This window comes from Nostoc favosum CHAB5714, assembly GCF_020829495.1.
GTDB classification, from domain to species: domain Bacteria; phylum Cyanobacteriota; class Cyanobacteriia; order Cyanobacteriales; family Nostocaceae; genus Nostoc; species Nostoc favosum.
This window is the reverse complement of record NZ_JAIVFQ010000027.1, coordinates 1-26195: the sequence shown is the minus strand read 5'-3', so window position 1 is coordinate 26195 and position 26195 is coordinate 1. Positions and strand designations below refer to the sequence as shown.

Below are 26195 nucleotides of genomic sequence, written 5' to 3'. Positions count from 1 at the left end.
AATGACTCTATTTTAGAGAGGATGCGATCGCCTAACAACGACAAACCTTCACCGAAAACTTATTAGTTTAACGGCACTACTACCAGATTTGATAATTTCATTGTATGATTTGAGCTACTTGGTTTTGCTCGGTAGCGATCGCCTACGCCATCGCACCACATTATGCCTTCTTACTGATATTTGGAATCTAATTGCATAGCTCCCAAATATTTAGTTAAATAAGGCGAAAAAACTTCATAAATTAAGGTTAATGGCTGTCCATGATGCCAAAACAAGTAATGGCGACCCCAAAAAGGCCCAGTTACATCAAAACCAGACTCTAGCGCCGATGAGTCACCATAGTAAATTCCTCGAACATCCCGATACAGTTCTGTGCGAAGACGAGCTAAACTCGCCCAAATTGGTAATGAACGATTTTGCAAATACTCATCTACATGACTAGCTTCCCACCACGAGGTAGCATAGGCTAATCGCTGACCAGAAGCGGTACGCAGCCACACTTGCCGCCGTAATCGCGGCCCTGGAACAGCTTGAATTAAATCAGGAGCGCCATCTAAGTCCATGCCAATCAATGACATATCAATGACATCTACTTCTACAGGCTCACCTGTAAGCAATTCTAGGTGACGTGTTGGAGAGCCGTCACCCAAAAGCATTAGCTGCCAAGCAGGTGCTAGCTGAGTATGAGGTAAACTTTTTTGAATTATTTCCTCCCCTCCTTGCCAAATCGGAGTGAGGCGATGCCAAGCTGCTGGCAGTGTTAAGTTGTTTGTCGGCGTAAAAGTAATAGTCAATGCTTTTTACAAAACTTCACGTATCTCTATAAAAGCATAAAAAACCATAGAGTCATTTGTCATTTGTCATTTGTCCTCTGTTACAAATTTCTGATGCCTGGGCAAGCCGCAAAGCGTCTAATTTCGCAAGAAGAGATTTTGCGCTTTGTCCTTTGACCAATGACCAATGACTAATGACTAATGACCCTCTAGATTTAAGGGTCAACAGTCTAAGGTCTATTGACCCTTGACTATTGACCCTTGACTAATCAACAAAATATGCGGATGGCGAGACTCGAACTCGCAAGGGCATTGCCCACACGCACCTCAAGCGTGCGCGTATACCAATTCCGCCACATCCGCACGGCTTGTCTAAAGATAGACTATAGCATAAGAAAATAATTATAGTAAGGTGATATCTAAAGTTATATTTCTCAAAAATATAAATTTCCTCAAGGCTGTATCAGACTGACAGAAATCTAGCATCTGCACAAGTGATATTAAAAAGAGTAGAGCGACTGTGGGAGGTGCGGTGCGATCCACCGTAGGCGATGTCTACGACGGGCTATGACGCTCTCTACGAGACGCTGCGCGTAGCAAGATCCCCGTAGGGGTACGAATACTCGTTAACGCAACTCTTGGAGACGCACTCGCGTTCGCTATCGGCGTCGCAAAAACCCAGTTTGGTAAGCTAGCTAAGACTTACAGCAGCAATGTTGTTAGTCTAGTAAGACCCGTAGAGGCAGCAAGCCTGCAATATGGAAGTTTGCTTAGAATCAGGGTGGCGAATCTCCTGTGATAATTTGAAATAATGCGAAGGCGTCGTTTCAAGTTGGATCAGAGAAAATGTCAATCTACTGGTAATGATATCGAAACTAAAAAATGAAGTTTGACAAAATATTAATTGCCAATCGGGGAGAAATCGCCCTTCGTATTCTCCGCGCCTGTGAAGAAATGGGGATTGCGACAGTCGCGGTTCATTCCACCGTTGACCGGAATGCTCTCCACGTCCAACTTGCTGATGAAGCGGTTTGCATTGGCGAACCTGCTAGCAGTAAAAGTTATTTGAATATTCCCAATATTATTGCTGCCGCACTGACACGCAATGCGACTGCGATTCATCCAGGCTATGGCTTTTTGGCAGAAAATGCCCGGTTTGCGGAAATCTGTGCCGACCATCATATTGCTTTTATCGGCCCAACTCCAGAAGCTATAAAGCTGATGGGGGATAAATCCACTGCCAAAGAAACCATGCAAAAAGCTGGAGTTCCAACAGTACCAGGTACTGAGGGGTTGGTAGAATCCGAGGAAGAAGGATTAAAATTCGCCAAGGATATCGGCTATCCAGTGATGATCAAAGCCACAGCCGGGGGTGGTGGACGGGGTATGCGCCTAGTTCGTTCTGAAGATGAATTTGTCAAACTTTTCTTAGCAGCCCAAGGCGAAGCAGGAGCAGCATTTGGTAATTCTGGCGTTTACATAGAAAAATTTATTGAACGTCCCCGCCACATCGAATTTCAAATTTTGGCGGATAACTACGGTAATGTCATCCACTTAGGCGAACGGGATTGCTCAATTCAACGCCGGAATCAAAAGCTACTAGAAGAAGCACCAAGTCCGGCTCTCGACCAAGACCTGCGTGAGAAAATGGGACAAGCTGCTGTCAAAGCTGCCCAATTCATTAATTACAGTGGGGCGGGTACTATCGAGTTTCTCTTGGATAGATCCGGTAAATTCTACTTTATGGAAATGAACACCCGGATTCAAGTAGAACATCCTGTAACAGAGATGATTACTGGAATAGACTTGGTTGCCGAACAAATTCGGATTGCCCAAGGGGAAAGACTTAAACTTACCCAAGAGCAAGTAGTTTTGCGGGGTCATTCGATTGAGTGCCGGATCAACGCTGAAGACCCAGATCACGACTTTCGCCCTTCTCCGGGACGGATAAGTGGCTATCTCCCCCCTGGAGGCCCTGGTGTTCGCATTGATTCCCACGTTTACACAGATTACCAAATCCCGCCTTACTACGATTCTTTGATCGGCAAGTTAATTGTTTGGGCCCCAGACCGACCCACTGCCATTAACCGCATGAAACGCGCACTCCGGGAATGTGCCATCACTGGACTACCCACCACCATTGGGTTTCATCAAAGAATTATGGAAACTCCACAATTTTTGCAGGGTAATGTCTATACAAGTTTTGTCCAGGAGATGAACGGCTAGGGGAGTAGGGAGTGGGGAGATGAGGGAGTGAGGGAGTGAGGGAGTGAGGGAGTGAGGGACAAAAATTAATAACCAATGCCCCATTCCCAATGCCCCATCCCTAATTAATACGAGATAGCATAGTCAGCAATCCTTGTTGACCTAGTAATATTTCTCGCACCAGACTGAAGATACCAACCCAAATAATAGGTGTAATGTCCACTCCGCCTATAGGTTGTACCAGTTTTCGCAATGGCACTAAAAATGGTTCGGTAGGCCAAGCTATTAAATTAAAGGGCAAACGATTCAGATTCACTTGCGGATACCAAGTGAGAATGATCCGAAATATAAATAAAAATGTCATCAGCCCTAACACAGGGCCAAGAATCCAAGCAGTCAGGTCAACACCAGTCATTGGTTTAAGATACTATCTATCGTAAAGAAAGAAAAACTTAGGCGAACGGCAAGCCGCGCTTCGCTAACGCCACAAAATTTGAAGCTTTGTAAAGCACTCTTATCATCATTTTAACCAAATGATGCCATTTCCTTGTGCAATACAAAAGCAAACTCGCTCACAGCAGTTACCAAGTTTGGCAGTTCAGAGTTAGAGGCTTCTCAAGAAAGTAATACACTATTAAAATTAGGATGAAGTGTGTAAAAAAAGGTTTAGAAGTATGACGCCTTCTTTAGCAAATTTTCTTTGGAGTCTGCTATGGGGTACTGCAATTGTTGTAATCCCCGCTACGGTTGGTCTAATTTTCATTAGCCAAAAAGATAAAATCCAGCGTTCATAATGCTTGTGAGAGTTAATTCAACTCTCATAACCGATTGTCTGTCAGGTATTTATAATTGCACTAAAAGCAGCAGTGTTTGCCGCTAGTGGCAGTTGTAGCTGACAGACATAGGTTTTTTAATTTTTCGGTGAACAGCTTCAGAGCTTCTTTGCCAGAGGCTTTGAAGCTTCAATATATCGTCTCTAATTACAGTAGTGATTTTAATTGTGACTCGCTAACATAGATTTGATATTGGGAAAATAGCAATGATAAATTTTGGGCTGAACTCAGCCAGTTTTCTGGCTCAGGTAAATTTTGGGGCAAACTCAGCCAGTATTCTAGGAATTTTCCTGGCTGTGGCTGGGGCAGCACTGTATTTTCTCCGCACTGTGCGTCCAGAATTGTCACGAGATCAAGATATCTTTTTTGCAGCAGTCGGCTTGCTCTGCGGCTTCATTCTCGTGTTTCAAGGATGGCGGTTAGACCCGATTCTACAATTTGGTCAATTGCTTTTAGTTGGCACAACTGTGTTTTTTGCAGTTGAAAGTATTCGTCTGCGGAGTATAGCTACCCAGCAAGCAAAGCGTAACACTCCGATTGTGGACGAAGACCGACCGGTTAGCGATCGCTATTCGTACAACGATCGCAGAAAGTATCAAGCTGAAATGGATGCAGACTTAGATCCATTGCCTTATGAAGACGAGGAGGAACGCCCCGTGCGTGCCCGGATTCGGGGTAGCAGGGATGAGATTTCCACTCGTGATAATTACTACGAAGAGCAACCCCCCCGCCGTTCAGAACGCCGCAACAGCAGCAGTAGTGAAAGACAGGCTCCAGCTGATAGAACGCGGCGGCGGACTTCTGGCCGTCCTGTGAATCGCCCTTCTGAAAGCTCTGAAGAAGAAAATTGGGGTTCTTCATCTAGGCAAGTTGATGATTGGGAAAGTTCGGAAGGGGAAGTCAGAAAACCTTCTCGCCGTAATAATAACGGGTCTGGGCGTCCAGAAAATCGTGAAGATGATGTTGCTCCCAGACCAAGAAGGCGTCGTCCACCAACTGACTCAACTCCTCGAAGACCGCGCGAAGATGATGAGGCGATCCCAACTGATTATGTGCCATACAACCCGGTTGAAATGCCAAGTGAGGGGCGAGATAATTCGACCGATCTTGATGACGATGTTTAAAAGAGTTGATGTGGAAGTAGGTTTAAAGGCGACGGAAAACAGTTGAGGTGGAAAAATTTACGCCTACATTTTGGCTCCAAAGACCAATTCATTGGAGCCTGGTTTTTAGTTTAACTAGTTTGCTTGCATCTTGTGGTTCTAACAATATTCCTATAGGGCCTACTTCCCTCAACAGTCGCTACACCGAGGAGCAACCTGCTTTGAGTGGAAATGGGCGCTTTTTAGCGTTTGTATCTAATCGGAATGGTAATCAGCAGCTACTGGTTTTCGATGTGGAGAGGCAACTGTTTATTAGCACACCAGGCATAAACCGAGCGGAGACAATTGCTGAAAGTCCTAGCTTGAGCTATACAGGGCGTTACATTGCTTATCTTACTAGCGACCAAGGTAGACCAGTGGTGGCGCTTTACGATCGCGCTACGCAACAGTCGCAAATCGTCACACCAACCTATCGCGGCTGGGTCAGAAAACCAAATATCAGCCCAGATGGACGTTATGTTGTTTTTGAAACCGCTAGTCGTGGTCAGTGGGATATTGAAGTCCTAGACCGAGGGCCAAATATTGAGTTAGATATTCCTAATGGTGCAACCGTAGGTTCACCTCCGTAGGGGAGAAAGTTAGGAGTTAGGAGTTAGGAGTTAGGAGACTAATGACTAATGACTAATGACTAATGACTAATGACTAAATTATATGAAACGTGTTTTTTTTATACCTGTTTTTTTATCCTTAAGTTTATTGACTGGGTGTTTTGGCTACCCTCGCCTTTTGAGTTATCCCTTTGATCCGGGGGGGCGGAGTCTCAATAGTTTAGCGTCGGAATTAAACCCCCAGATTTCTGGGAGATACATTGTTTTTATTACTGACCGACGCGGTAGCCAAGATGTTTATATGTTTGATACGGTGACTCGTGATTTGGTTGATTTGCCAGGTTTAAATTCCTTTGATGCGATCGCAACTCATCCTAGCGTTTCACAAGATGGTCGTTATGTTGTGTTTGGTGCTAGCCGTCAGGGGCGATCGGCTATTTTTCTCTACGACAGGGAAACACGCCAATCCCGAAATTTGACTAATAACCTACAATCTGAAGTCCGCAACCCTACAATTAGCGCTGATGGTAGTAGGATTGCTTTTGAATCCAGTAACAACGGGCAGTGGGATGTTTTAGTATACGACCGTTATGGACAGCCATTGAATATACCTCAAGAACCACGTTGAAATAGAGTTAGGAGTTATGAGTTAGGAGTTAGAAGTTAAAATTCCTAACTCCTGTACAGACGCGATTAATCGCCTCTCCTAACTTTTGTTTTCTACCTGTTGCACAGATTCAATGAGCGATCGCACTTGTTCCGTCCCTTCAGAAGGTTCAAATGATAGGGGAAACTTACCCCGGAGGATCGTCCGCAAACCGAGGGGTGCAAGACTGAGTAATCCTCTTAAATCCTTAAAATAGTTACCAACAACTTGTAAACCAAATTGACGTTCATCAATCCAACCACCTTCTTTAACTAAATCCACCAATACTTTTCGGTGACGAATTGAGCGACTATCACTGGCTTGTTTGTGGGTGAGAATTTCTTGTTTAATTTTGGTAATTTGTTCTAATGGTGCAACTTCCATTGGACAAACTGAATCGCAGTACAAACAACGGGTACAACCCCATACGCCTTTAGTACCTTCGTTGTAGCTTGCTAAACGATTTTCAGTGTCGCTATCGCGGGAGTCTGCTACCATCCGGTAAGCTTTGGCAAGGGCATGGGGGCCAACAAAGTTTGGATCAACTTCACGGGCGTTGCATTCAGAGTAACAAGCACCACACATAATACAGTTACCAGTTTGATCGAGGCGCGATCGCTCTTGTGGTGTTTGCAAAAACTCTCTTTCTGGTACTTGTCGTGCTGCCGTACTCACATAAGGAGCAACTGCTTCTAGATTATTCCAGAAGCTGCTCATATCTACAACCAAATCTTTAATCACAGGCATATTCCCCAAAGGAGCGATCGTGATTTCGGGAATGGGATTTACTTTAGTTTGGGATGATGGTATTTGTTGTAATCTGGCAAGTTCACTGCCAACATTTTCTTTACAAGCTAAAGCCGAACGCCCATTAATTCGCATAGCACAGCTACCACAAATTGTATTACGGCAATTTTTGCGAAACGCCAAAGTTCCATCTTGCTCCCACTTAATATGATTGAGGCAATCCAGAATTGTATTACCTGGTTCTGCCTCTATAAGGTAGGTTTGCACAACAGGGGAGGAATTTTGTTGCTGTCGAATGATCTTAAAAATAACTTCCATGACGACTAACCAAAATTTTAAAATTGCTTCACCAGCCTCAAAAATCATGAGTCAAGGCAGGTAGTTCTGAAAAGTGAGCTATACTTTTTTGCTGTTCATTCAAAGCCTGGTGTTAATAGGCTGACTATGAAAGAGCGACTGATTCTAGTTTAACGATAACCATTCAAACTTTACTTGTAGCAGCGCTATAGGCAAGATTTGTGTCAAATTCTCAGATAAAACGCCAAAAATGTAATCATAGCTTTGCATTGAATTTACCTGTTTAGGAATGTAAAGGAAAGAGCAGTTTACCTTCATCTCTGACCTAGCGATCATATCCCAATTAAATGCATGTCAGGTTAGCGACACGTCTTGATGTCAACTTGAGTCAGAGCAACTAACTAGAAAATTTAGCAGAAGCTACCGCTTGACGGAATTTTTTGATTATATATAAGTGTAAAAGGGCATGTTCAATATATAGTAGTGGCAATCAAGCGTTAGGTATATGTTAAGAGATTTATTCTTCCCATAGACAGACGTACAAAATTATCTGACTGCTTTTGAGCAAAAGATAATAAACTGAGGAAAAATCCTCACCACTTTAAAATAAAAGTTATTGTACCGGGAATCCCGGATGCGTGAGACTTTTAGATTTTTGCCTCCTCTCAATCAAGAAAATCTTGAATTTAACACATTGGTCAAAACTGCTCGTCTAAATTAGATAAATTTTTATAAAAGGCAGATGGCAATACTCACGCTTGTAATAAAGGGTTAGGAAAATCCTCACTGCTTTTTCTAAGCTTTAAGTCCAGGAATTTAAATAAAAATTTACCAGCAACTTTAATTCAAAATTAAACAACTATTTTGCTATTATTAGTCCATGCTAGTATTTAATATAAAATTACGAAGACACAAAACAGAATAAATAGCCGTATCAGCGCGGCTACTACTGCTTTGTTGATTCGTAATGTAGAGACAAGAAAATTCGCGTCTCTACTGGCAGGACGAAAGGGCTTATGCCCATAGGACTCTATTGAAATACTATGCTGTCCTAAGCTTAAGAGGACGAGTAGAGAAAACTCTACCTGCTCATTGGCCAAAAGGGCAAGCACTAGAAGTGGAAAACCTGCATTTTTTGGGATCTACGACTTATTTGGAGTAGAATTAACCCAATTTGTAAAGGTGGCTGAAAGTTACACCGCTACAGTAGCGCCAAAAGAGAAAATAATTTCATTTCTGATGGCGAATAATGGTTAAAAGTGCCGTGAAATCAGCAAAATGAATTTCTATGGCAACTATGACCTCTAATTGGTTGTGGACAACCATATATAGAAGTGCTTTTGGCTCCTATCGGCAGGAATTGACCCGTTACACTAGAGTCCTAAGTAGCTCTATGCAAATGCTAAAAAGCCAAATGCCAGCATTTGACTACATCATTTATCAGTTTGGAGAGAGTAAGGATAATTTGAGCATAATGACTGAAACTGCAACAGCGCCATTAACCGGAAAAGCACTACTTGCTAAAGTAAAAGAACTTTCCACTTTACCACGCCGAGAAAGAGCTAAACAGTGCGGCTATTACACTGTTACTAAGAATAACCAGGTTCGTGTCAATCTCACTGATTTTTATGACGCTTTGCTATCGGCTAGAGGGATTCCTCTAAGTCCAGAAGCACCTAAAGATGGTCGTGGTCGTGAACCGACATATCGCGTTAGTGTCCATCAAAATGGTCAGATTGTGATTGGTGCCACATATACCAAAGCAATGGGCTTAAAGGCTGGAGATGAGTTTGAAATTAGGTTGGGATACAAACATATTCACCTGATTCAACTCGGTGAAAGTGACAAAAAACTAACCTCACAAGATATAGACTCCGACGAATCGGACGAAGATTTGGAAGACGAAGAGTAAATTTGCTGATGGTAGGGATAAGTTTCAGGTGATGATAACTTGTCCTTACCTCGACAGCAAACTAGTACCGCTTCGCGTAATTCGTAATTCGTAATGACGCTCGTTCCGACGCTCGATGACTCGCTAACGCTGCGCTATCGCTACCGCTTCGCTAACGTAATTCGTAATTACCATTGCATAAGGGTTTTAGACGTTTCAAATGGGTAGCTTATTTACGCCGAGATGTACTAGTAGCTCTATTTAGAAGAAAATTTTGTCACAAGTGAAGAATACGATTAGACCCCTTGCAAAAGTCACCAAATTTAGTAGAGTCTTGATTAATCAGCAAGAAATCTATAGTGCAAGAAGTCTATCGTGTTTTTTTTGTTTATTTTGATAACTTACTTTGAGTCTCCTGTCAACGCTTTACTGGCGTTTATGGAAAATGCACCAGCACTAGTTGTAGTGATGGCATTTTTTATTTTTTGGATAGTTTGCTGGTTGCCAGTGGCAACAGTATCAGCAATATTGCTCAATTGGCAACCCCCTAAAGCTTTGCAGCCAGAGCAAAAGATGCCGTTATTGGTGTCACTCTATCTATTAGCTCCCCTAATTCTATGGGGAGTTACTTGGCTTACCAATAAATCTTTTTCCGATTACGGCTTTGTTGGGAATCTTTCAACTCTTGGTTCTTTAGCACTAGGTTTTGCTTTGGGAGTGATGAGCCTAGCTTTTGTATTTAGTGGGCAATTCGGATTAGGTTGGTGTTCTTTTGAAAAGACGAATTTCAAGTTACTACTACCCATCTTGCTACCGATTTTCTTGATAGCGTTATTAGTCGGTGGGATAGAAGAGTTAGTTTTTCGCGGTTTCCTGTTTACTGAATTAGCACAAGATTATTCCGTTTGGGTAGCAGCAGCAATTTCTAGCTTGATATTTGCCTTGCTACACCTAGTTTGGGAGCAACGCGAAACCGCACCTCAACTCCCTGGATTGTGGCTGATGGGAATAGTGCTGGTGTTGGCACGCTTTGCCGATCGCAATAATTTGGGTTTAGCTTGGGGACTGCACGCGGGATGGATATGGGCGATCGCTACCATAGACACAGCAGAATTAATTACTTATACAGGTAAAGTCTCTGATTGGTTCACAGGTAAGAACAAAAAACCCCTAGCTGGTTTGGCGGGAATTATTTGTGTATTGGGAACTGGTGTGATTATCTGGCTTTTCTCTAGGTATTTTTAACCATAATTAACAATTCAAAAATAAAGTGAAAATAGGGCGGGCGAGACGCCCACCCCACAAGAGATGATTAATTTTTTTTGGGGTGTACGTCTTGTCCACTAGAAATTCGTTACCTAATCCCTAATATTTAACCTCCAAAACCAGGAATTAAACGCTTGAGAGCGCGACCGGCAACGTCGCCATAGCGTAGTTCTCCACATAGAATCTTACCCATGATTTGGGCACCCGAGGGGCGCTTAACACCAACTTTGTAGCCAATGCCAGGAAAGCGATAGAATGCTCCACCTAATTTTTGCGCCCAAGCCATCTCAGTACCCCATTCTTCATTAATGGCTTCACTATATTTTTCTAAAGCGTTGGTATCACCAGAAAGAGCCTGATTAATGGCTCCTGCTGCCATCAAACCGCTAAAAATTGACGGACGAATGCCTTCTGCTGTCATGGGATCAACTACACAAGCAGCTTCCCCAGCCAAAACCGCATTTTGAGTATGCAACTGTTGGTTGCCATCCCACAAGCAAAGGGGATAACCATACTGCTTGCTAGTTTTGATATCTAGATCAAACGATCGCGCGTACTCATCTAAAATCTTTTTAAAGTCTTGAGGTTGTCCACCGATAAACGTACCGACACCAATTGAATAACCGTCCGCCTTCGGAAAGTTCCACATGTAACCATTTTTCACTAAGCCAAACTCGAAGTGAATTGTGGATTTGTCCTTGACATCTGCGAGAACTTCTGCTTCCAAAGCTCCTGCTAAACGGCGTTTACGGTCTTTGAAGCCTAGCCATTTTGCCATTGGTCCCTTGACACCATCAGCCGCGATTAAGTAGCGACCTGTAACTGGCCCATTGGCTGTGTTAACTTGCCAATAGTCGCTTTGAAACTCAATACCCGTGACTTCAGTATTATCTCGTAGTTCAGCCCCTTGCTTCTGCCCTTGCTGCACGAGAAAATGGTCAAAAATATCTCGTCGCACCATCCAGACTGGTTCAATTGTTGCGATTTTTGCTTCCACAGGGTCGCCCAATTTCCAGGTAAAGCGAAGGGAGTCGGCTTTTACAGAAATCGCTGGGCTAAAATCAAAGTCAAACCATTGAGCGATCGCTGGAGATACACCACCCCCACAAGGCTTATATCTTGGTAGGGATTCTTTTTCTAACACTAATACTGAGCGACCTTGTTTGGCTAAATGATATGCAGCTGTTCCACCAGCTGGCCCAGCGCCGACGATGATGCAGTCGTACATAAGGCTGAATTTTTGCTCCTGAACTAGTGATTTTCTATTGAGATAGTTGATCAATTTTTGTTAAAAACCCTAATAAATGATAAAGGCTGAAGAATTTAACCATCATCCTTCAGCCTTTATGCTTCAGACTTTAGACTTTAAACAGTCGAGATGTCCTTTTCTTTTTCTGCCAAAAGTGAGTCTATTTTGGCAGTGTACTCGTTTGTCAGTTTTTGCAAGCTATCTTGTTGGTCTTTTGATTCATCTTTGGAGATTTCAGCGGCTTTCTCCTGCTTGCGAATCGCGTCTATGGCATCGCGGCGGATGTTGCGAATAGCAACACGACCCTCTTCAGCATATTTAGATGCCATTTTGACAAATTCTTTACGGCGATCGCTTGTCAAAGGCGGAATATTCAGCCGAATTACAGAACCATCGTTGCTGGGGGTTAAACCTACATCTGAGAGGGAAATCGCCTTCTCAACAATGTTTAGGGTATTACGCTCGTAGGGCTGAATCAGAATTGTCGAGGCATCTGGCGTGCTAATATTTGCCAGTGATTTTAAGGACGTGGGCGAACCGTAGTAGTCCACTAATACCTTATCTAATAGACTCGCATTGGCGCGACCAGTGCGAATCGTGTTAAAAGCTCGTTGAGTTGAATCAACAGAACTTTGCATTTTACTTTTCGCGTCAGCTAATATCACAAGAACCTCCCACAAGGGTACCGATCGATTCTCCCAAGACTGCTCGGTGGATGTTACCTCGCACCGTTAGGTCAAATACCAGAATTGGGATATTATTTTCTTTACACAAGGCGATCGCAGTACTATCCATCACCCGCAAATCTTTCGCTAAAACGTGCGCGTAGGTAAGGCTATTGTAACGCTTGGCGTCAGGATAAATGTGAGGATCAGCATCATACACTCCGTCTACTTTGGTGGCTTTAAAAATCACTTCTGCATCAATTTCTGCGGCTCTTAATGCCGCAGTAGTATCTGTAGTAAAGAAGGGATTTCCAGAACCAGCACCAAAAATTACCACCCGCCCTTTTTCAAGATGGCGGATGGCACGACGACGGATATACGGTTCTGCTAATTCTTGCATAGCGATCGCAGTTTGCACCCGCGTCTGTACTCCTATGCGTTCTAGCGAATCTTGCAGCGTCATGGCGTTCATTACCGTGGCAATCATCCCAATATAGTCAGCGGTTGCCCTGTCCATCCCCGCCGACGCTGCTTTAACGCCACGAAAAATATTGCCGCCGCCAACAACTATGGCGATTTGAGTACCAGTGGCTATCACCTCTGCTAATTCTTGTGCTATGCCTTTGACCACTTCGGGATCAATACCATAGCCCATGTTGCCCATTAAGGCTTCACCGCTCAGTTTGAGTAAAACCCGTCGGTAATTCGTTCCCATGAAGTTCCGCTTTATCAAAAAAGTTGCAATTGCCTCCAATTTAAGATAGCAGTTACAGGGACTATCTATGTCTAGTTACGCCAAATCAATGTAGTACCTATTGGTTCTGTTTCTGGTATATCTATTTCTTGACCAAGAAACAGAGAAGCGATCGCAGTTCTCAAATAATCCTCTCCCACCGATAATGGATCTTGGGGATGATCGTCAATTTTACCTTTGTATCGTACTATACCATTACTATCTATTAAAAATGCCATTGGTGTTTTTGTAGCACCAAAACTCCGGGTTACATCTTGCGTCGAGTCCCACAGGTAAGGAAAGTTCAAATCCTGACGCTGGGCAAAAGCTTTCATATTTTCAAAGCTTGTCCTAGTGCCGTGATTACCATCACTACCATTCATACCAATTAATGTGAAGCCTTTCGGGGCAAATTTGGTTTGAATGTTTTTTAACCTGTCTATGTACCACTCTACATAAGGACAGTGGTTACACATGGAAATAACGCCCACTGCTTGGAACTTCTCAAGATAACGCCTGAGATGGTGTACTTGATCATCAATTCCTGGCAGTTCAAAATCGGGTGCATAGCTCCCAACGGGAGTATCGATTGTTTCTAGTAGATTCATGATTTCTGGCTCGCAGAACTAGGAACAAGAAAAATATTGTTAAATTCAGCGTCAGTTTCCAGTTGCAAACCACCCCTTAGCCGATGCCTCATATTCGACAATGTTATATACCAAATTTGCGATCGTAAATTGTGAAACTACTGAATCTAGCAGTGATCCTAATTCACTCACATCTAAAAAATAGCGAAAATATTACTCACATTATAGAAGTTATGATTTCTAATACTGACATAATCTAAATTGTGAGTAAATTACCTCTATCAACAAGACGGAAACTCTCTATGCTGGATAAAACTATCAGCCTAGAAGTTTTCGTGGTGTCTGTCTAAGCTATCACTAGAGCAAAGGATTTAGTTTGAAAATCTGATAAATTTTATTCAAATCTAAAACAATTTTATTTGCGTCTTGCTGCTGAAAGGCTTTTACCCTTCTATCATCAAATTTACCATGACAACCTCAAGTTCAAAAACAGCACTTACCTCTACAAAAACCTGGATTTGGCAAGATTTTCCTATCTGCTATCAAACCCAAGGAAGCACTGGGCCAGCTGTTGTCCTTGTGCATGGATTTGGCGCTTCTTGGTGGCATTGGCAAAAGAATATTCCTGTGTTAGCACAAAGTTGCCGTGTTTATGCGATCGATTTGATTGGTTTTGGTGCTTCCGCAAAACCTCAACCTGGTGAAAAAATTGCCTATACACTAGAAACTTGGGGACAGCAAGTGGCAGATTTTTGCCGCGAAGTAGTGGGTGAGCCAGCTTTTTTAGTCGGAAATTCTATTGGCTGTATTGTAGCCATGCAAGCAGCAGTAAGCAACCCAGATATTGCCTTGGGAGTTGCTTTGCTCAACTGTTCTTTACGGCTGTTGCACGATCGCAAACGGGTAACTTTACCTTTATCTCGTCGTTTCGGAGCGCCTGTGCTACAACGTCTGTTATCTATTAAACCAGTTGGCGATTTCTTTTTCAATCAACTCGCCAAACCGAAAACGGTGCGGAAAATTCTACTGCAAGCTTATGCGAATGCTGAGATGGTGACAGATGAGTTGGTAGATATTCTCACTTCACCAGCAAGCGATCCGGGGGCTGTCGCTGTTTTCCTTGCTTTTACTTCTTATTCCACAGGGCCACTACCTGAAGACCTTTTACCACTGTTAGCATGTCCTGCGATTATCTTGTGGGGAACGGCTGATCCGTGGGAACCAATTAAGTTAGGGAGAGAATTAGCTAACTTTCCGCAAGTAGAAAAGTTTATTCCTTTAGAAGGAGTAGGGCATTGTCCGCAGGATGAAGCGCCGGAGTTAGTCAATCCGATTTTACTCGATTGGATTTTGGAGCGATCGCGGTAATGGACTCGGCTCAATTTTTAAGTAATGGGTGATATTGAATATATTCAAAAAGATTTATTTTTTATTGATTGAGCCGATACGAAAACAATAACTTTTAACTACTTCTCCCTATCTTCATTCAGTGCTTTTTGGATAGCTTGGCGACAGAACTCAGGAGGGTCGTCCTTAGCCTTTACCTCTTCCTTCATTTCCTTGGTGACTCGAAAGTTTAATTGTTCGGTTAATTCCTTGCTTGGTTGGTTTCCAAAATTTTCAGGTTTACCCTTAGCTTTAGCCATTTATGTATAAACGTAAATATAGCTTGAAGTCGATGTTAACAACGGAATAGAGTTATTAATCGGTGAGTACTTGCCTGGAAAACTTGTAACTCACCGATACCACTTTTACAAATGGGTAACTCTATTTTATGTTCACAAGGTCAGAACTCGAAATCAAAACCATTGCTGAGTTGAGAGACTTGTGTAGGCGTTACGGATTGAAGCCTACTGGGAACGGAGGGTACAAGACCAGTTGGATTGTTACCTTGATGGCATTCCCACAGATAGCACTCGCTCAAATAAGGCAGGGAAGAGGGTTGAAGTCACCAGGCTTTAGCGTTATTCAATTCCTTGAAGGTGTGGTAGATGAGATGAATTCACCCACAGATGAGCAAGCAGCCCTGATTAAGGTAACAATGGAGGGAAAGGCTATGAGCTACCCTGACAGATACGACCAAGAGAGCCTGCTTAACTTGCACAAGGCTAAGATGCACCTTGAAATGGCGATCGGACTGCTAAACCAGTAAATCAGTTTCGCACCTAGTACATGTCTAAGTTAGTTTTGAGTGTTTGTAGTAAGGACTTTAGTGCTTATAAAATAAGGACTAAAGTCCTTTCTATAAACTTACCTACCCGTATTGGACTCAACTGAGAAGCACAATATTTATTAACTAACGATGAATTTTTGGCACTGTCTTTTATTTGCTCAATTAGCACTCTTCTATGACTCTCACGAGATAAAAATCAGAAACCTTTGTTGTCTATTAGTTTTTATAAATCTAGGGGTAGGTTGGGTTGAGTCACGAAACCCAACACCAAGAATCCTTGATTCTGTTGGGTTTCACTTTGTTCAACCCAACCTACAAATATTTTATTTTTTCAGAGTAATAAAAGAGCGTTAGGAATAGTACTCAAGGCAATTACTAACTCAAAACTAACTGACATAAAAAGAAAGCAAGGGCTGCACTGCCCAAGGGAACTGTCAAATTGTCAATACCCAAAAATGAAACAGCTTCTAAAGCCGTAGCGATAACTGCTACTAACAGTGATACTGCCCAAGTTTGCCAACTGTTTCCTTGAGTTCCAACTAAAATCAAACTACTGACGACATAGCTAACGATCATCATAGTTAGGGAGCCTTCCCAACTTTTTTCTGTCCCAAAAACTTTATACTTATGTTTCCCAAAGCGTTGCCCAATTAAGGCTGCTAGTCCATCTCCCCAAGTCATGATCAAAATTCCTAATGCTGCGTACTGGGGTTGTTGCAAGTACCAGAACCAGGCAACTAAAATACCGAAACTGACAGAGTAAAAAAACGTCCCTAAACTTTGGCGTCCAACGCTATTAATACCAGGAAGAATGGGCAATCGGTAGGATAATAAGGTGATTGCACTCGCTAAAATAGAAGCTGTAATCCCTACGCTTGCGGGAATATCTAGCCACCAAGCGATTAAAATCACATTACCAGTGCCAATATGAACTATCTTCCGCACGATTTCTGGCTTGTCGGCAAAGCGGTTTACCACCCATGCAATCAGGAGGATGAGTAACACCCAAATTGCAGCTATCGCAATTTGCAGCCATAAAACCGGAATTGAGGTGAAGTCAGAAAATGTAATTAACAAAGATGCAACAAAATGAAAATTTTTACCCCTGTTACTAATTTATAAGATTTGGGTAGCTGCAATGAAATTATTATTTATTTGGCTGATTCGGGGCTACCGAATGTTTATCTCGCCGTTGTTTCTCCCAACTTGTCGCTTTCAACCAACTTGTTCGATGTATGCTATTGAAGCTATTGAACGATTTGGAGTGTTGCGTGGTGGGTGGATGGCAACTCGGCGGATTTTGCGCTGTCATCCGTTTCATCCAGGTGGTTATGATCCAGTGCCAGAGGTGGTAGAAAAGGTGGAGGGGGAGTAGTTTAGTACAAATGGTGGCGGATTGAGGTTGGATTTTAAACGCAGAGGGGCGCAAAGGGAAGCGCGGAGGGACGCAGAGAATGAGAAGAGGGGTAGATTATTAAAGGATGTGTTCGTGGGTATAGCTATTTGGGGAGATGTCAACAGATGAGGTTGTCATCTAGCGTGGGAAGGTTGAATAATTTAATTTAGATTTACCATGATTAATCCCACAGCGATTTCTATACCCGAACCACAAATTCCTACTCCTGGCCCAAGTCCACTACCTAGTCCCAATCCTGAGCCGAATCCGCTACCTAGTCCCGAACCTGTACCAGGGCCAGCGATTCCTCAACCGTTACCGGGGCCTGTACCAGAACCAGTACCTGCTCCCATTCCTCAGACGGTTCCAGGGCCGATTCCTCAAACCATACCGGAACCTGTTTAGATTAACTTGGTAATGTAATCCAAAATCTCAAATCTAAAATCCAAAATGCTAAGAGCCGGAATTGTCGGACTTCCCAACGTCGGAAAATCTACTTTATTTAATGCTGTAGTTGCTAATGCCAAAGCTGAAGCAGCTAACTTCCCTTTTTGCACGATTGAACCGAATGTCGGCGTTGTCGCAGTACCGGATGAACGGTTAAATGTTCTTGCTAAGATTGCCAGTTCGGCACAAACTATCCCGGCGCGGGTTGAATTTGTAGATATTGCCGGTTTAGTTAAAGGTGCAAGTCAGGGTGAGGGATTAGGAAATCAATTCCTGTCCCACATCCGGGAAGTTGATGCGATCGTCCATGTGGTACGTTGTTTTGAAAATGACGATATTATCCACGTTGCTGGTTCTGTTGACCCAGCACGAGATATTGAAATCATTAATATAGAACTGGGTTTATCAGATTTAGCACAAATTGAGCGGCGAATTGACCGCACTCGCAAACAAGCTCGTACCAGCAAAGATGCACAGTTTGAAATCACAGTCTTAGAAAAATTAGCTGCGGCTTTAAATGAAGGTAAATCGGTGCGTCAGGTAAGCTTGAATGAAGAAGAAACAGAAATTATTAAAGGATTAGAACTGCTCACTTATAAACCGATTATCTACGCCGCGAATGTATCTGAGGATGAATTGGCGACTGGTAATCATTTTGTCGAAACAGTGCGGCAAATTGCAGCAACTGAAAATGCCCAAGTTGTGATAGTTTCGGCTCAAGTTGAAGCTGAATTAGTGGAATTACCAGAGGAAGATAAAGCAGATTTCCTCGCGTCTTTAGGTGTGGAAGAAGGCGGTTTGAAATCACTGATTCGGGCAACTTATATGCTTCTAGGCTTGCGGACATATTTCACTTGTGGCCCCAAAGAAACCCGCGCTTGGACAATTAATGCTGGAATGTCTGCACCTCAAGCTGCCGGTGTAATTCACAGTGATTTTGAGCGGGGATTTATTCGCGCCGAAACTGTCGCTTATAAAGATTTGGTAACAACAGGTTCGATGAATGCTGCCAAGGAGAAAGGGTTGGTTCGCAGTGAAGGGAAAGAGTATGTTGTGCAGGAAGGGGATGTAATGTTGTTCAGATTTAATGTGTAGGGGTAATTAATGAGTGGGCGTTATCGATAAGATAATGGTCAACCTAAACCAAGTTGCGATCGCACTGTAACCCTTGATACTCCTTAAGGAAGTTGCTAGGCGATCGCAAATAAAGCTACAAGGGGACGTTGACAGCCGCTAATCAAACATGTATCTTCAATGCATATACTTTAGAAAAATTTTTAAAAGTGTTTCACTCCAAAAATCTAAAGTTCGGGCGTGTAGATCGCTAACAAAATTTTTGGAGATAGCTATGACCGCAGTTGTTGCTAAATGGGGAAATAGTTTAGCTATTCGGATTCCAAGAGCGGTAGCTGAACAAGCACATGTAACGGAAGGGACAGCTATAGACCTTAGTGTGGAAGGTAATAATATTATAATTACACCACAAAAAAGAAAAAAGTATACCCTTGATGAGTTGCTTGAAGGTATGACTCCTGATAAATTCCATTCGGAATTTGAAACTGGAAACGCTGTGGGGAATGAAGATAGCTCGAAACATTAATTTTATAAAACTAATTTTATTTAAATTTAGAAGTGCGATCGCACCCTCAACAAGTTAAAAGTGGTTAGGCAGACAGAATGTCCGCCTATTCTCATAATCATTGGAGATAGTTCAGCTACTTCCACCCACAATGTATATATAGGAACCCAAATTCTCATCATCTGTACCAACAATCACACCGCCTTCTGCACCGGAAATAAGTTCCATACCTTCAATTTTGTGGTAATTAGAGCGGTAGAGGGGAACAAGTTGAGGATTTTGCCGCCATGCAATTTTGTTACCACGCAATCCCAGGTAACCAGCGACATACACAGCTGACTGAAATGGGCCATCATCTCCAGCATCACTTGCTGAGGTGATATATACAATTCCTACGGGGTCTACCTTAATATCTGAAATATGACGAACTTTGCCAGATGGAAACGGTACTTTTAGATTGGCATAACCTGCGAGAGTAATTTGATATTTAGCTAAGTCAAACATTCCCCAAAAAATAGTTGCTGGTTGTTCTCCTTCACCTCTATGTCCCCAGATAGCAACTAATTTGCCGTCTATATTTTGCAATCCAAATGATTCAAAATTATTTCCTTGAATAATTCCTGGTAAATTGAATTCCTTGATAATAGAGATGGTCTTATTGGCAGGCTCTAACCTAATGTAATAAGCTTTTCCAGAACTGCTTAAAGCGATAAAAGAGAACTTTGTTTTTTCTGGAACAGATGTTAAAGCTTCTAAGTCGATGGGCAATTCTATGTTATTTGGCCAGCTTAATGGGAAATATTCAGGTTGGTTTTTACTCTTAATGCTGATGATTGCTAAACGACCTTGGTTTTTTTGTTTGTTGTCATGGGCAATCAGAAAATCTAGCGTATTGCTTTGTTGCTCTATCAAAGCCATACCACTGATACCGAAAGGGATACCACCGCGAACCGGACGCCAAACTTGCGCCCAAACTTGCTGTGATATAAGTAACAATGCACTTAAGACTACTATATTGATGATTAACCTAAGAAACCGAGGCATAGTATAAGGAATTGGGCATGGGGCATTGGGCATTGGGCATTGGGCATTGGGTTAGGAAAACTCTTCCCAGTCCCCAGTACCTAGTTCCCAGTATCGGTAAGAGAAGTGCCTTAACCGATGCGATGCTCAATCATATCAAATCCAAGCAATTTGCACCCACATCAATAAAGCAGCCTATTGTACTTACAAATGACAGTATATTTACGTAATTAATTGAGTTACGATAGTACTTTATGTAAAGAAAGCAATAATTCGTTAACAGTATAAGGCTTCGACAAAAACGTATTGACACCAATAGCAGCTACTGCACTGAGCTTATTGTCAGACATAAGTCCACTGCTGGCAATAATTCTGACGTGGGGGTTGATTTTTCGTAGGGTACGGATGGCTGTTAAACCATCTAGCGAGGGCAGCATAATATCCATTAGTACAGCACTAATTTTGTCCCTATTTTTAGCGTACAGCGCGATCGCCTCAATGCCATCACTGGCAATTAGGGTTTTATAGTTGTGAGCTTCTAGTGATGTTCTCGTAATCTCTTGAATGGCAGTTTCATCATCCACAACTAAAATCAATTCTCCATGTCCTGTCTGTGGTGGCAATTCTTCTGGAGTAAATGTTTCCATTCCCCCCACTGCTGGCAAGTAAACCTTAAAGCTAGTCCCACTTCCTGGTTCGCTATACACGTCCACAAAACCTCCGTGGCTTTTAACTATCCCCAGCACGGTGGAAAGTCCTAACCCTGTTCCTTGCCCCACATCTTTTGTGGTAAAGAATGGCTCGAAAATTCTATCTAAGATTTCTCTAGGAATCCCAGTTCCAGTATCGGAGACAGTAATCACTGTGTAAGGCCCCTCTTTGGCTTCCAGGTTCATGCGAGCATAATTTTCGTCAATCAGCAAATTCTCAGCAGAGATAGTCAAACTACCGCCATTGCCCATAGCATCGCGGGCGTTAACGCAGAGGTTCATCAGCACTTGATGCAGTTGTGTGCTATCTCCAGAAACCATCCACAAATCCTGCGGTACATCAGTGCTGATTTCTATAGATTTGGGAAATGTCTCTTTGAGAATCTTGGCTAGTTCCACAATCAGATGTCTGAGTTGCAAAGTGATGCGCTTCCCTTCTACACCCCGCGCAAAGGACAGCACCTGTTTGACTAAATCAGCACCGCGTCTAGCGTTAATTTCCAAAATTTCTAGTAGATGGCGAGTTCGCTCATCTGCATTAGGAAATTTGAGTGGTAACAATTGCGCTCCTGCCAAAATCGGTGTCAGGATATTGTTGAGGTCGTGAGCAATGCCGCTAGCTAAAGTGCCAATACTTTCCAGGCGTTGGGCGCGAAACAATTGGGCTTCTAGGTGTTTTTTCTCGGTAATATCTGTGTCAACGGTGAGAATTGATTTGGGTTTCCCTTGTTCATCGCACACCAGACTCCAGCGACTAGCAACAAGGATTTCCTTGTCAGTTTTGGTAAGTTTAGTTAACTCTCCCTGCCACTTTCCTTTACTAACAACTTGTAAAAGAGCTGCTTCGATTTCTGGTGAAAATTCGTCATACAAAAGCTCACTAGCATTTTGGCCCCAAGCCTCTGTAGCTTTCCAACCGTAAAGTGTTTCTGCGCCTTTGTTCCAGAAGATAATTTCATTGTTTAAATCTCGCAGGCAAATGGCATCTGTGGTGACATCAAGTAATGCTGCTTGTTCGCGGATTTTTTCTTCTGCCAATTTGCGATCGCGTAGCGCAGCTTGCTGTTCGCGTAGTGCGGCTTGTCGTTCGCTAATATCAATACTGGCGCATGTGACGCCAACAACTTCTTGCGACTCATTCCGCAATGGCTCAACTGTCAAATCGTAATATCGAGTTGTATCTTTGATTGTTATTGATACTTCCTCTCGCGTTCCTATGCCAGTGGTTAATACTCCACGTTTAATTGTGGTGAGACGTTGAGCATCTTCAACTGGGATAATATCCAAGTCTTGTTTGCCCAACATTTCTTCAACAGTCAATCCATTGGAGGGATTGTAAACCCAGGTGTACCGTAACTCGCAATCTTGGTTGTAGACGAAGATGGGAGAGTTTTTCAAGGCTACCCGAAATCGTTCCTCGCTCTGTCGCAGTGCGTTGTCTGCCCGTTGCCGTTCGATGGCATAACGCATGGAGCGCACCAGCAAGTCGCCAGTTACTTGCCCTTTGACCAAATAATCTTGCGCCCCTTCTTGCATTGCTCTAATTGGGAGGGTTTCATCATTTATACCCGTTAGCACAATTATCGGAGTGGCTTTTGCTTGATGGTGAGCGATGACAAAGGTTTCTAGTCCCTGGCTATCTGGCAGCGAGAGGTCTAACAAAATTACATCAAAAAGTTCTTTAGCTAAGTAGTTGAGTGCTTCCGAAAGTCTCTCAACGGGCATTAAATCAACTACAACTGTAGTAACTTCCTTTAAAAACTCTTGTAATAAGAAGACATCGCCAGGGTTATCTTCTACTAATAAGACTTTAATATTTTTACCTGCCATTTCCACTACTCCGGTGGCAGTTTTACGATCGCAAACCAAAAATTTTCTATTGATTGTACAATTTTAACGAATTGATCGAAATCTACTGGCTTAGTTATATAACAGTTTGCACATAAATTATAGGCTTTGAGGATGTCTTCTTCAGCTTGGGAAGTCGTCAAAATTACTACAGGAATTCGTCTGAGGTTTTCATCTCCTTTAATTTCTGCCAGTACTTCCCGCCCATCTTTTCTGGGGAGATTTAAATCGAGCAACACAATATCTGGATGGGCTACTTTAACGTATTTGTCCTGCTTTCGCAAGAATGCCATTGCCTCCACCCCATCTTCGACCACATTCAAGTGAATCGAAATTTTGCTATCTTCCAGAGCGATGCGTGTGAGTTGGGCATCGCCAGGATTATCCTCTACTAACAAAACCTCAATAGGCATAATCGGTGTTATGATGCCCACGATTGCTTACCTGCTCTATCTGGAATTGTGAAGTAGAAAGTCGAGCCTTCACCCAGTTTCGACTCAACCCAGATCCGGCCGCCGTGGCGTTCTATAATTTTTTTACAAATTGCCAGACCAATTCCAGTACCCGGATACTTATCTCTACCGTGCAATCGCTGAAAAATTATAAAAATACGTTCAGCATACTGGGATTCCAAACCAATACCATTATCGCGTACCCAGAACAACCATTCATCTACCGACGGGATAACATTTAAACTTTCCCCGTCTGGATTTGCATTTGGCTTCGCTACGCCGATGTGAATTTGTGGCTGCTGATGACGGCAAAATTTGATCGCATTGCCAATCAGGTTTTGAAATACTTGTATCAATTGGGTAGCATCAGCCATTACTTCAGGTAGAGGATCGTGAGTGATAATTGCTTTACTGTCAGCGATCGCAATTTGCAGATTAGCGATCGCCTGTTCTAAGACAACGCTACAATTTACTCGCATAAAGGGCTGTCCACGGGTGCTGACGCGAGAATAATTTAACAAATCATTGATTAGGGTCTGCATCCGCCGGGCCCCATCTACTGCGTAGTTGATAAACTGATCGGCATTAGCATCTAGTTGATTTTTGTATCTTCGCTCTAGTAGTTGTAAATAACTCGTTACCATCCGCAATGGCTCTTGCAAGTCATGGGAAGCTACGTAGGCAAACTGTTCCAATTCTGCATTAGAACGAGCGAGTTCCTGACTTTGCTGGGTTTCTTTTTCTAATAGTTGCGCTTGAGATAAAGCAATCCCAATTTGGTTAGCTAATTGCTTTAACAACTCCGTCTCAAAGTTATTCCACCGTCGAGGTGCAGCACACTGATGAGCCAGCAACAAGCCCCAAATGCTGTCCCTAACGAGAATTGGCACTACAAGGTTAGCCTTGATAGCAAACTGCTGAAGAAATTCTCGATGGCATGGTTGAATGTGAGCGGTTTCAACGTCTTCAATGGCACTGACTCTTCCTTGGCGATATCTTTCTATGTATTCTTCCTTAAAGCATGGGTCAAAAATATTTCTTCCCAAAATTACCGGCCAACCAGGTAGCACCGCCTCTTGCACTACTGTTCCCGAACCATCAGACTCTAGTTGAAAAATTAAAACTCGGTCAGCTTGTAGTAGTTTTTGTACTTCAGTAACTGTGGTTTGGAGGATTTCGTCTATTTGTAAAGATTCTCGAATTTTCAGAGTGATTTCAGCAAATAATTGCGATCGCAAATTCTGCCGCTTTAATTCCTCATCTGCCTGCTTGCGATCTGTGATATCAGTATAGGAACCTACCATCCGCACTATATCACCCGATGCGTCCCAAAGTGCCTGTCCTCGATCTAGAATCCATTTATAGCTGCCGTCTTGGCATTGGACTCGATATTCACAGACGTAAAACGGTATTTTCTTGGCAAAGTGGTCTTGGAAAGCTTGAAGTACCCAATCTCGCTCATCCGGGTGGATTAGTTTTGTCCATTCATTCCAACCGTTGGAAACTTCGTGGTCTTTATAACCGAGCATTTCCTTCCACCGAGTTGAGAAGAACACTTCATTAGTTTTAAGGTTCCAGTCCCAAATACCATCATTATTACCATGTAATGCTAATTGCCAGCGTTCTTCACTCTCTCGTAGTGCTTCTGCTGTTCGCCGTCGTTCAGTAATGTCTTGAAAATATACAGACAAGCCGTCTTTTGCAGGATAAGCGTGGACTTGAAGCCAGCAGTTTAGTGGCTGATAAAACTCCTCAAATTCCACACTCACCTGTTCTAATATTGCTCTGTGATACTCACAATGAAATGTTGTGTCTATGAGTTCTGGAAATACCTCCCAGATGCTTTGACCTAATAATTCACTCTGGGTTTTTTGCAACAGTAATTCTGCTTGACCATTAATGTAGGTGAATCGCCACTTTTTATCTAAGGCAAAAAACGCATCAGTGATGCTTTCGAGCAAATTAGCAATGCGGATTCTGGCCAATTCTGACTCGGCGTGTGCAGCTTGCTCATACGCCACGAGCTTCTCGGTAACTTGAGATACCTCACTTACATGACGCCTGAGTTCTAATTGGTCGATTACCAAGCGGCTCAAAGCCACAAGCGCCTCTACTTGTTTTTGGTTCAATTCCCGTGGAACTTGGTCAATTACACACAGAGTTCCCAGCATATCTCCTTGCGGGGTAATTAGGGGTACACCTGCATAAAACCGCACATGGGGATAGCCAGTTACTACCGCATTATTTGCTAATTTTTCATCAGCTAGGGTATCAGGAACCACTACGACATTACGCCGCTCTTGGCAAAGGTAGGATAGCCCAATATACCGGGGCATTTCTGATACATTTAAACCTACTTTTGCCTTAAACCATTGACGGTTTTCATCAATGAAATTTACCAAGGATATGGGCGTACCACAAATAAATGCTGCTAACTGAGCAAGATTGTCGTAAGCTTCTTCCGGTTCGGTGTCAAGAATTTGATACTGACGGAGGGCTTCTAGCCTTGCCACTTCTGTATCAATTTGTCCAGCTTTCATTAACTTTTCTTAATAAATTTAAATGTAATATCGAGTAAAAAGAAAAGAGTGGCTATCTCAAGAATAGCTGAACCTCTTGTAATAATTCTTAGTCTTTTCCCCGCAAGCGGCTACCGTGTACACACAAGTCGAATTTCTTCTTAAATCCCAAAGATTACCTACTTAATCGCAGTGATGGTTAGGGTGGGGTAAAACTAAAGCTAAAACCTTAGTAAATCAGGTTTGGGGTGAGGTTTTGAGAATTTATGCAATAAATATATTGAATTCGGGTGGTCGTTTATTGAATTCGGGTGGTCATTTATTGAATTCGGGTGGTCGTTTATTGAATTCGGGTGGTCGTTTATTGAATTCGGGTGGTCGTTTATTGAATTCGGGTGGTCGTTTATTGAATTCGGGTGGTCGTTTATTGAATTCGGGTGGTCGT

Annotated in this window: 26 protein-coding genes and 1 tRNA gene; 13 read left to right on the top strand and 14 right to left on the bottom strand. The window is 42.8% G+C overall.

What is annotated here, in order from left to right; genetic code table 11:
- Nucleotides 1-170 precede the first annotated feature (170 nt).
- Together LC586_RS18560 and LC586_RS18555 are read right to left on the bottom strand one after the other, a co-directional pair.
- On the bottom strand, nt 171-794 hold the full coding sequence (locus LC586_RS18560) for a chorismate lyase (RefSeq protein ID WP_229486207.1): 624 nt from the start codon (nt 792-794) through the stop codon (nt 171-173).
- Between the two features lie 259 nt (nt 795-1053).
- A tRNA-Leu gene (locus LC586_RS18555) sits at nt 1054-1136 on the bottom strand.
- Nucleotides 1137-1655: 519 nt separating this feature from the next.
- Here LC586_RS18555 and accC point away from each other — a divergent pair.
- Nucleotides 1656-2999 carry an acetyl-CoA carboxylase biotin carboxylase subunit gene (accC, locus tag LC586_RS18550; RefSeq protein WP_229486206.1) on the top strand — a complete coding sequence of 448 codons (1344 nt, stop codon included), beginning with the start codon at nt 1656-1658 and terminating at the stop codon, nt 2997-2999.
- A 100-nt stretch (nt 3000-3099) separates the two neighbouring features.
- On the opposite strand, the gene LC586_RS18545 is transcribed toward accC, so the two are convergent.
- Nucleotides 3100-3393, bottom strand: coding sequence for a YggT family protein (locus LC586_RS18545; RefSeq protein ID WP_229486205.1), 294 nt, complete (start codon nt 3391-3393; stop codon nt 3100-3102).
- Nucleotides 3394-3652: 259 nt separating this feature from the next.
- Here LC586_RS18545 and psbX point away from each other — a divergent pair, with 259 nt between their 5' ends.
- The 4 genes from psbX (at nt 3653) to LC586_RS18525 (ending at nt 6150) form a co-directional block, all read left to right on the top strand.
- Nucleotides 3653-3772, top strand: coding sequence for a photosystem II reaction center X protein (gene psbX, locus LC586_RS18540; protein WP_174709687.1), 120 nt, complete (start codon nt 3653-3655; stop codon nt 3770-3772).
- A gap of 245 nt (nt 3773-4017) precedes the next feature.
- The gene (locus LC586_RS18535) at nt 4018-4935 is read left to right on the top strand and encodes a Ycf66 family protein (protein WP_229486204.1); all 918 of its coding nucleotides are present in this window, start codon (nt 4018-4020) and stop codon (nt 4933-4935) included.
- Between the two features lie 47 nt (nt 4936-4982).
- Nucleotides 4983-5543 carry a TolB family protein gene (locus tag LC586_RS18530; RefSeq protein WP_229486203.1) on the top strand — a complete coding sequence of 187 codons (561 nt, stop codon included), beginning with the start codon at nt 4983-4985 and terminating at the stop codon, nt 5541-5543.
- 82 nt (nt 5544-5625) lie between these two features.
- A complete protein-coding gene (locus LC586_RS18525) occupies nt 5626-6150 on the top strand; it encodes a TolB family protein (RefSeq protein WP_229486202.1) in 525 nt (174 codons plus the stop codon).
- Nucleotides 6151-6228: 78 nt separating this feature from the next.
- Here the strand turns inward: LC586_RS18525 and LC586_RS18520 are convergent, their stop codons facing one another.
- Entirely contained in the window at nt 6229-7233 is a 1005-nt protein-coding gene (locus tag LC586_RS18520; protein ID WP_229486250.1) for a succinate dehydrogenase/fumarate reductase iron-sulfur subunit, read from the bottom strand.
- A gap of 1453 nt (nt 7234-8686) precedes the next feature.
- On the opposite strand from LC586_RS18520, the gene LC586_RS18515 reads away from it, so the two are divergent.
- Nucleotides 8687-9124: an AbrB family transcriptional regulator gene (locus LC586_RS18515; protein ID WP_094350106.1), complete on the top strand. Its 438-nt coding sequence runs from the start codon at nt 8687-8689 to the stop codon at nt 9122-9124.
- Nucleotides 9125-9478: 354 nt separating this feature from the next.
- The gene (locus LC586_RS18510) at nt 9479-10348 is read left to right on the top strand and encodes a CPBP family intramembrane glutamic endopeptidase (protein WP_229486201.1); all 870 of its coding nucleotides are present in this window, start codon (nt 9479-9481) and stop codon (nt 10346-10348) included.
- 127 nt (nt 10349-10475) lie between these two features.
- Here the strand turns inward: LC586_RS18510 and LC586_RS18505 are convergent, their stop codons facing one another.
- The 4 genes from LC586_RS18505 to LC586_RS18490 form a co-directional block, all read right to left on the bottom strand.
- Complete coding sequence (locus LC586_RS18505) at nt 10476-11597, bottom strand: geranylgeranyl reductase family protein (protein WP_229486200.1); 1122 nt, start codon at nt 11595-11597, stop codon at nt 10476-10478.
- Between the two features lie 137 nt (nt 11598-11734).
- Nucleotides 11735-12283, bottom strand: a complete 549-nt coding sequence (gene frr, locus LC586_RS18500; RefSeq protein WP_229486199.1) for a ribosome recycling factor — start codon at nt 12281-12283, stop codon at nt 11735-11737.
- Nucleotides 12270-12998 (bottom strand): UMP kinase, encoded by a 729-nt coding sequence (gene pyrH / locus LC586_RS18495; protein ID WP_100898733.1) that lies wholly within the window; start codon nt 12996-12998, stop codon nt 12270-12272. Before pyrH ends, frr begins: the two co-directional genes overlap by 14 nt.
- A gap of 71 nt (nt 12999-13069) precedes the next feature.
- Nucleotides 13070-13624, bottom strand: coding sequence for a thioredoxin family protein (locus LC586_RS18490; protein WP_229486198.1), 555 nt, complete (start codon nt 13622-13624; stop codon nt 13070-13072).
- A 447-nt stretch (nt 13625-14071) separates the two neighbouring features.
- On the opposite strand from LC586_RS18490, the gene LC586_RS18485 reads away from it, so the two are divergent.
- The gene (locus LC586_RS18485; protein WP_229486197.1) at nt 14072-14971 is read left to right on the top strand and encodes an alpha/beta fold hydrolase; all 900 of its coding nucleotides are present in this window, start codon (nt 14072-14074) and stop codon (nt 14969-14971) included.
- A gap of 98 nt (nt 14972-15069) precedes the next feature.
- On the opposite strand, the gene LC586_RS18480 is transcribed toward LC586_RS18485, so the two are convergent.
- A complete protein-coding gene (locus LC586_RS18480) occupies nt 15070-15249 on the bottom strand; it encodes a hypothetical protein (protein ID WP_229486196.1) in 180 nt (59 codons plus the stop codon).
- A 128-nt stretch (nt 15250-15377) separates the two neighbouring features.
- On the opposite strand from LC586_RS18480, the gene LC586_RS18475 reads away from it, so the two are divergent.
- A complete protein-coding gene (locus tag LC586_RS18475) occupies nt 15378-15755 on the top strand; it encodes a hypothetical protein (RefSeq protein WP_229486195.1) in 378 nt (125 codons plus the stop codon).
- Nucleotides 15756-16151: 396 nt separating this feature from the next.
- On the opposite strand, the gene LC586_RS18470 is transcribed toward LC586_RS18475, so the two are convergent.
- Complete coding sequence (locus tag LC586_RS18470; RefSeq protein WP_229486194.1) at nt 16152-16853, bottom strand: diacylglycerol/polyprenol kinase family protein; 702 nt, start codon at nt 16851-16853, stop codon at nt 16152-16154.
- 61 nt (nt 16854-16914) lie between these two features.
- On the opposite strand from LC586_RS18470, the gene yidD reads away from it, so the two are divergent.
- The 4 genes from yidD (at nt 16915) to LC586_RS18450 (ending at nt 19219) form a co-directional block, all read left to right on the top strand.
- Nucleotides 16915-17151 carry a membrane protein insertion efficiency factor YidD gene (yidD, locus tag LC586_RS18465; RefSeq protein WP_229486193.1) on the top strand — a complete coding sequence of 79 codons (237 nt, stop codon included), beginning with the start codon at nt 16915-16917 and terminating at the stop codon, nt 17149-17151.
- Between the two features lie 198 nt (nt 17152-17349).
- Entirely contained in the window at nt 17350-17577 is a 228-nt protein-coding gene (locus LC586_RS18460) for a hypothetical protein (RefSeq protein WP_196508711.1), read from the top strand.
- Between the two features lie 45 nt (nt 17578-17622).
- Nucleotides 17623-18714, top strand: a complete 1092-nt coding sequence (gene ychF, locus LC586_RS18455) for a redox-regulated ATPase YchF (protein WP_152588415.1) — start codon at nt 17623-17625, stop codon at nt 18712-18714.
- A gap of 253 nt (nt 18715-18967) precedes the next feature.
- Nucleotides 18968-19219: an AbrB/MazE/SpoVT family DNA-binding domain-containing protein gene (locus LC586_RS18450; RefSeq protein WP_229486192.1), complete on the top strand. Its 252-nt coding sequence runs from the start codon at nt 18968-18970 to the stop codon at nt 19217-19219.
- 111 nt (nt 19220-19330) lie between these two features.
- On the opposite strand, the gene LC586_RS18445 is transcribed toward LC586_RS18450, so the two are convergent.
- The 4 genes from LC586_RS18445 to LC586_RS18430 form a co-directional block, all read right to left on the bottom strand.
- Nucleotides 19331-20242 (bottom strand): hypothetical protein, encoded by a 912-nt coding sequence (locus LC586_RS18445; protein WP_229486249.1) that lies wholly within the window; start codon nt 20240-20242, stop codon nt 19331-19333.
- A gap of 218 nt (nt 20243-20460) precedes the next feature.
- Complete coding sequence (locus tag LC586_RS18440; protein WP_229486248.1) at nt 20461-22761, bottom strand: hybrid sensor histidine kinase/response regulator; 2301 nt, start codon at nt 22759-22761, stop codon at nt 20461-20463.
- A 5-nt stretch (nt 22762-22766) separates the two neighbouring features.
- A complete protein-coding gene (locus LC586_RS18435; protein ID WP_229486247.1) occupies nt 22767-23192 on the bottom strand; it encodes a response regulator in 426 nt (141 codons plus the stop codon).
- Between the two features lie 8 nt (nt 23193-23200).
- Entirely contained in the window at nt 23201-25771 is a 2571-nt protein-coding gene (locus LC586_RS18430; protein WP_229486191.1) for a GAF domain-containing protein, read from the bottom strand.
- Nucleotides 25772-26195: the final 424 nt, after the last annotated feature.

Bases quoted from the DNA above. Each gene is read 5' to 3' on its own strand.
- LC586_RS18520 (WP_229486250.1), bottom strand. From the start codon at position 7,233: ATGGAAGTTATTTTTAAGATCATTCGACAGCAACAAAATTCCTCCCCT.
- LC586_RS18545 (WP_229486205.1), bottom strand. From the start codon at position 3,393: ATGACTGGTGTTGACCTGACTGCTTGGATTCTTGGCCCTGTGTTAGGG.
- yidD (WP_229486193.1), top strand. From the start codon at position 16,915: ATGAAATTATTATTTATTTGGCTGATTCGGGGCTACCGAATGTTTATC.
- LC586_RS18480 (WP_229486196.1), bottom strand. From the start codon at position 15,249: ATGGCTAAAGCTAAGGGTAAACCTGAAAATTTTGGAAACCAACCAAGC.
- accC (WP_229486206.1), top strand. From the start codon at position 1,656: ATGAAGTTTGACAAAATATTAATTGCCAATCGGGGAGAAATCGCCCTT.
- LC586_RS18450 (WP_229486192.1), top strand. From the start codon at position 18,968: ATGACCGCAGTTGTTGCTAAATGGGGAAATAGTTTAGCTATTCGGATT.
- LC586_RS18490 (WP_229486198.1), bottom strand. From the start codon at position 13,624: ATGAATCTACTAGAAACAATCGATACTCCCGTTGGGAGCTATGCACCC.
- LC586_RS18485 (WP_229486197.1), top strand. From the start codon at position 14,072: ATGACAACCTCAAGTTCAAAAACAGCACTTACCTCTACAAAAACCTGG.
- LC586_RS18445 (WP_229486249.1), bottom strand. From the start codon at position 20,242: ATGCCTCGGTTTCTTAGGTTAATCATCAATATAGTAGTCTTAAGTGCA.
- LC586_RS18515 (WP_094350106.1), top strand. From the start codon at position 8,687: ATGACTGAAACTGCAACAGCGCCATTAACCGGAAAAGCACTACTTGCT.
- LC586_RS18435 (WP_229486247.1), bottom strand. From the start codon at position 23,192: ATGCCTATTGAGGTTTTGTTAGTAGAGGATAATCCTGGCGATGCCCAA.
- ychF (WP_152588415.1), top strand. From the start codon at position 17,623: ATGCTAAGAGCCGGAATTGTCGGACTTCCCAACGTCGGAAAATCTACT.
- LC586_RS18505 (WP_229486200.1), bottom strand. From the start codon at position 11,597: ATGTACGACTGCATCATCGTCGGCGCTGGGCCAGCTGGTGGAACAGCT.
- psbX (WP_174709687.1), top strand. From the start codon at position 3,653: ATGACGCCTTCTTTAGCAAATTTTCTTTGGAGTCTGCTATGGGGTACT.
- pyrH (WP_100898733.1), bottom strand. From the start codon at position 12,998: ATGGGAACGAATTACCGACGGGTTTTACTCAAACTGAGCGGTGAAGCC.
- LC586_RS18475 (WP_229486195.1), top strand. From the start codon at position 15,378: ATGTTCACAAGGTCAGAACTCGAAATCAAAACCATTGCTGAGTTGAGA.
- LC586_RS18535 (WP_229486204.1), top strand. From the start codon at position 4,018: ATGATAAATTTTGGGCTGAACTCAGCCAGTTTTCTGGCTCAGGTAAAT.
- LC586_RS18440 (WP_229486248.1), bottom strand. From the start codon at position 22,761: ATGGCAGGTAAAAATATTAAAGTCTTATTAGTAGAAGATAACCCTGGC.
- LC586_RS18525 (WP_229486202.1), top strand. From the start codon at position 5,626: ATGAAACGTGTTTTTTTTATACCTGTTTTTTTATCCTTAAGTTTATTG.
- LC586_RS18430 (WP_229486191.1), bottom strand. From the start codon at position 25,771: ATGAAAGCTGGACAAATTGATACAGAAGTGGCAAGGCTAGAAGCCCTC.
- LC586_RS18460 (WP_196508711.1), top strand. From the start codon at position 17,350: ATGATTAATCCCACAGCGATTTCTATACCCGAACCACAAATTCCTACT.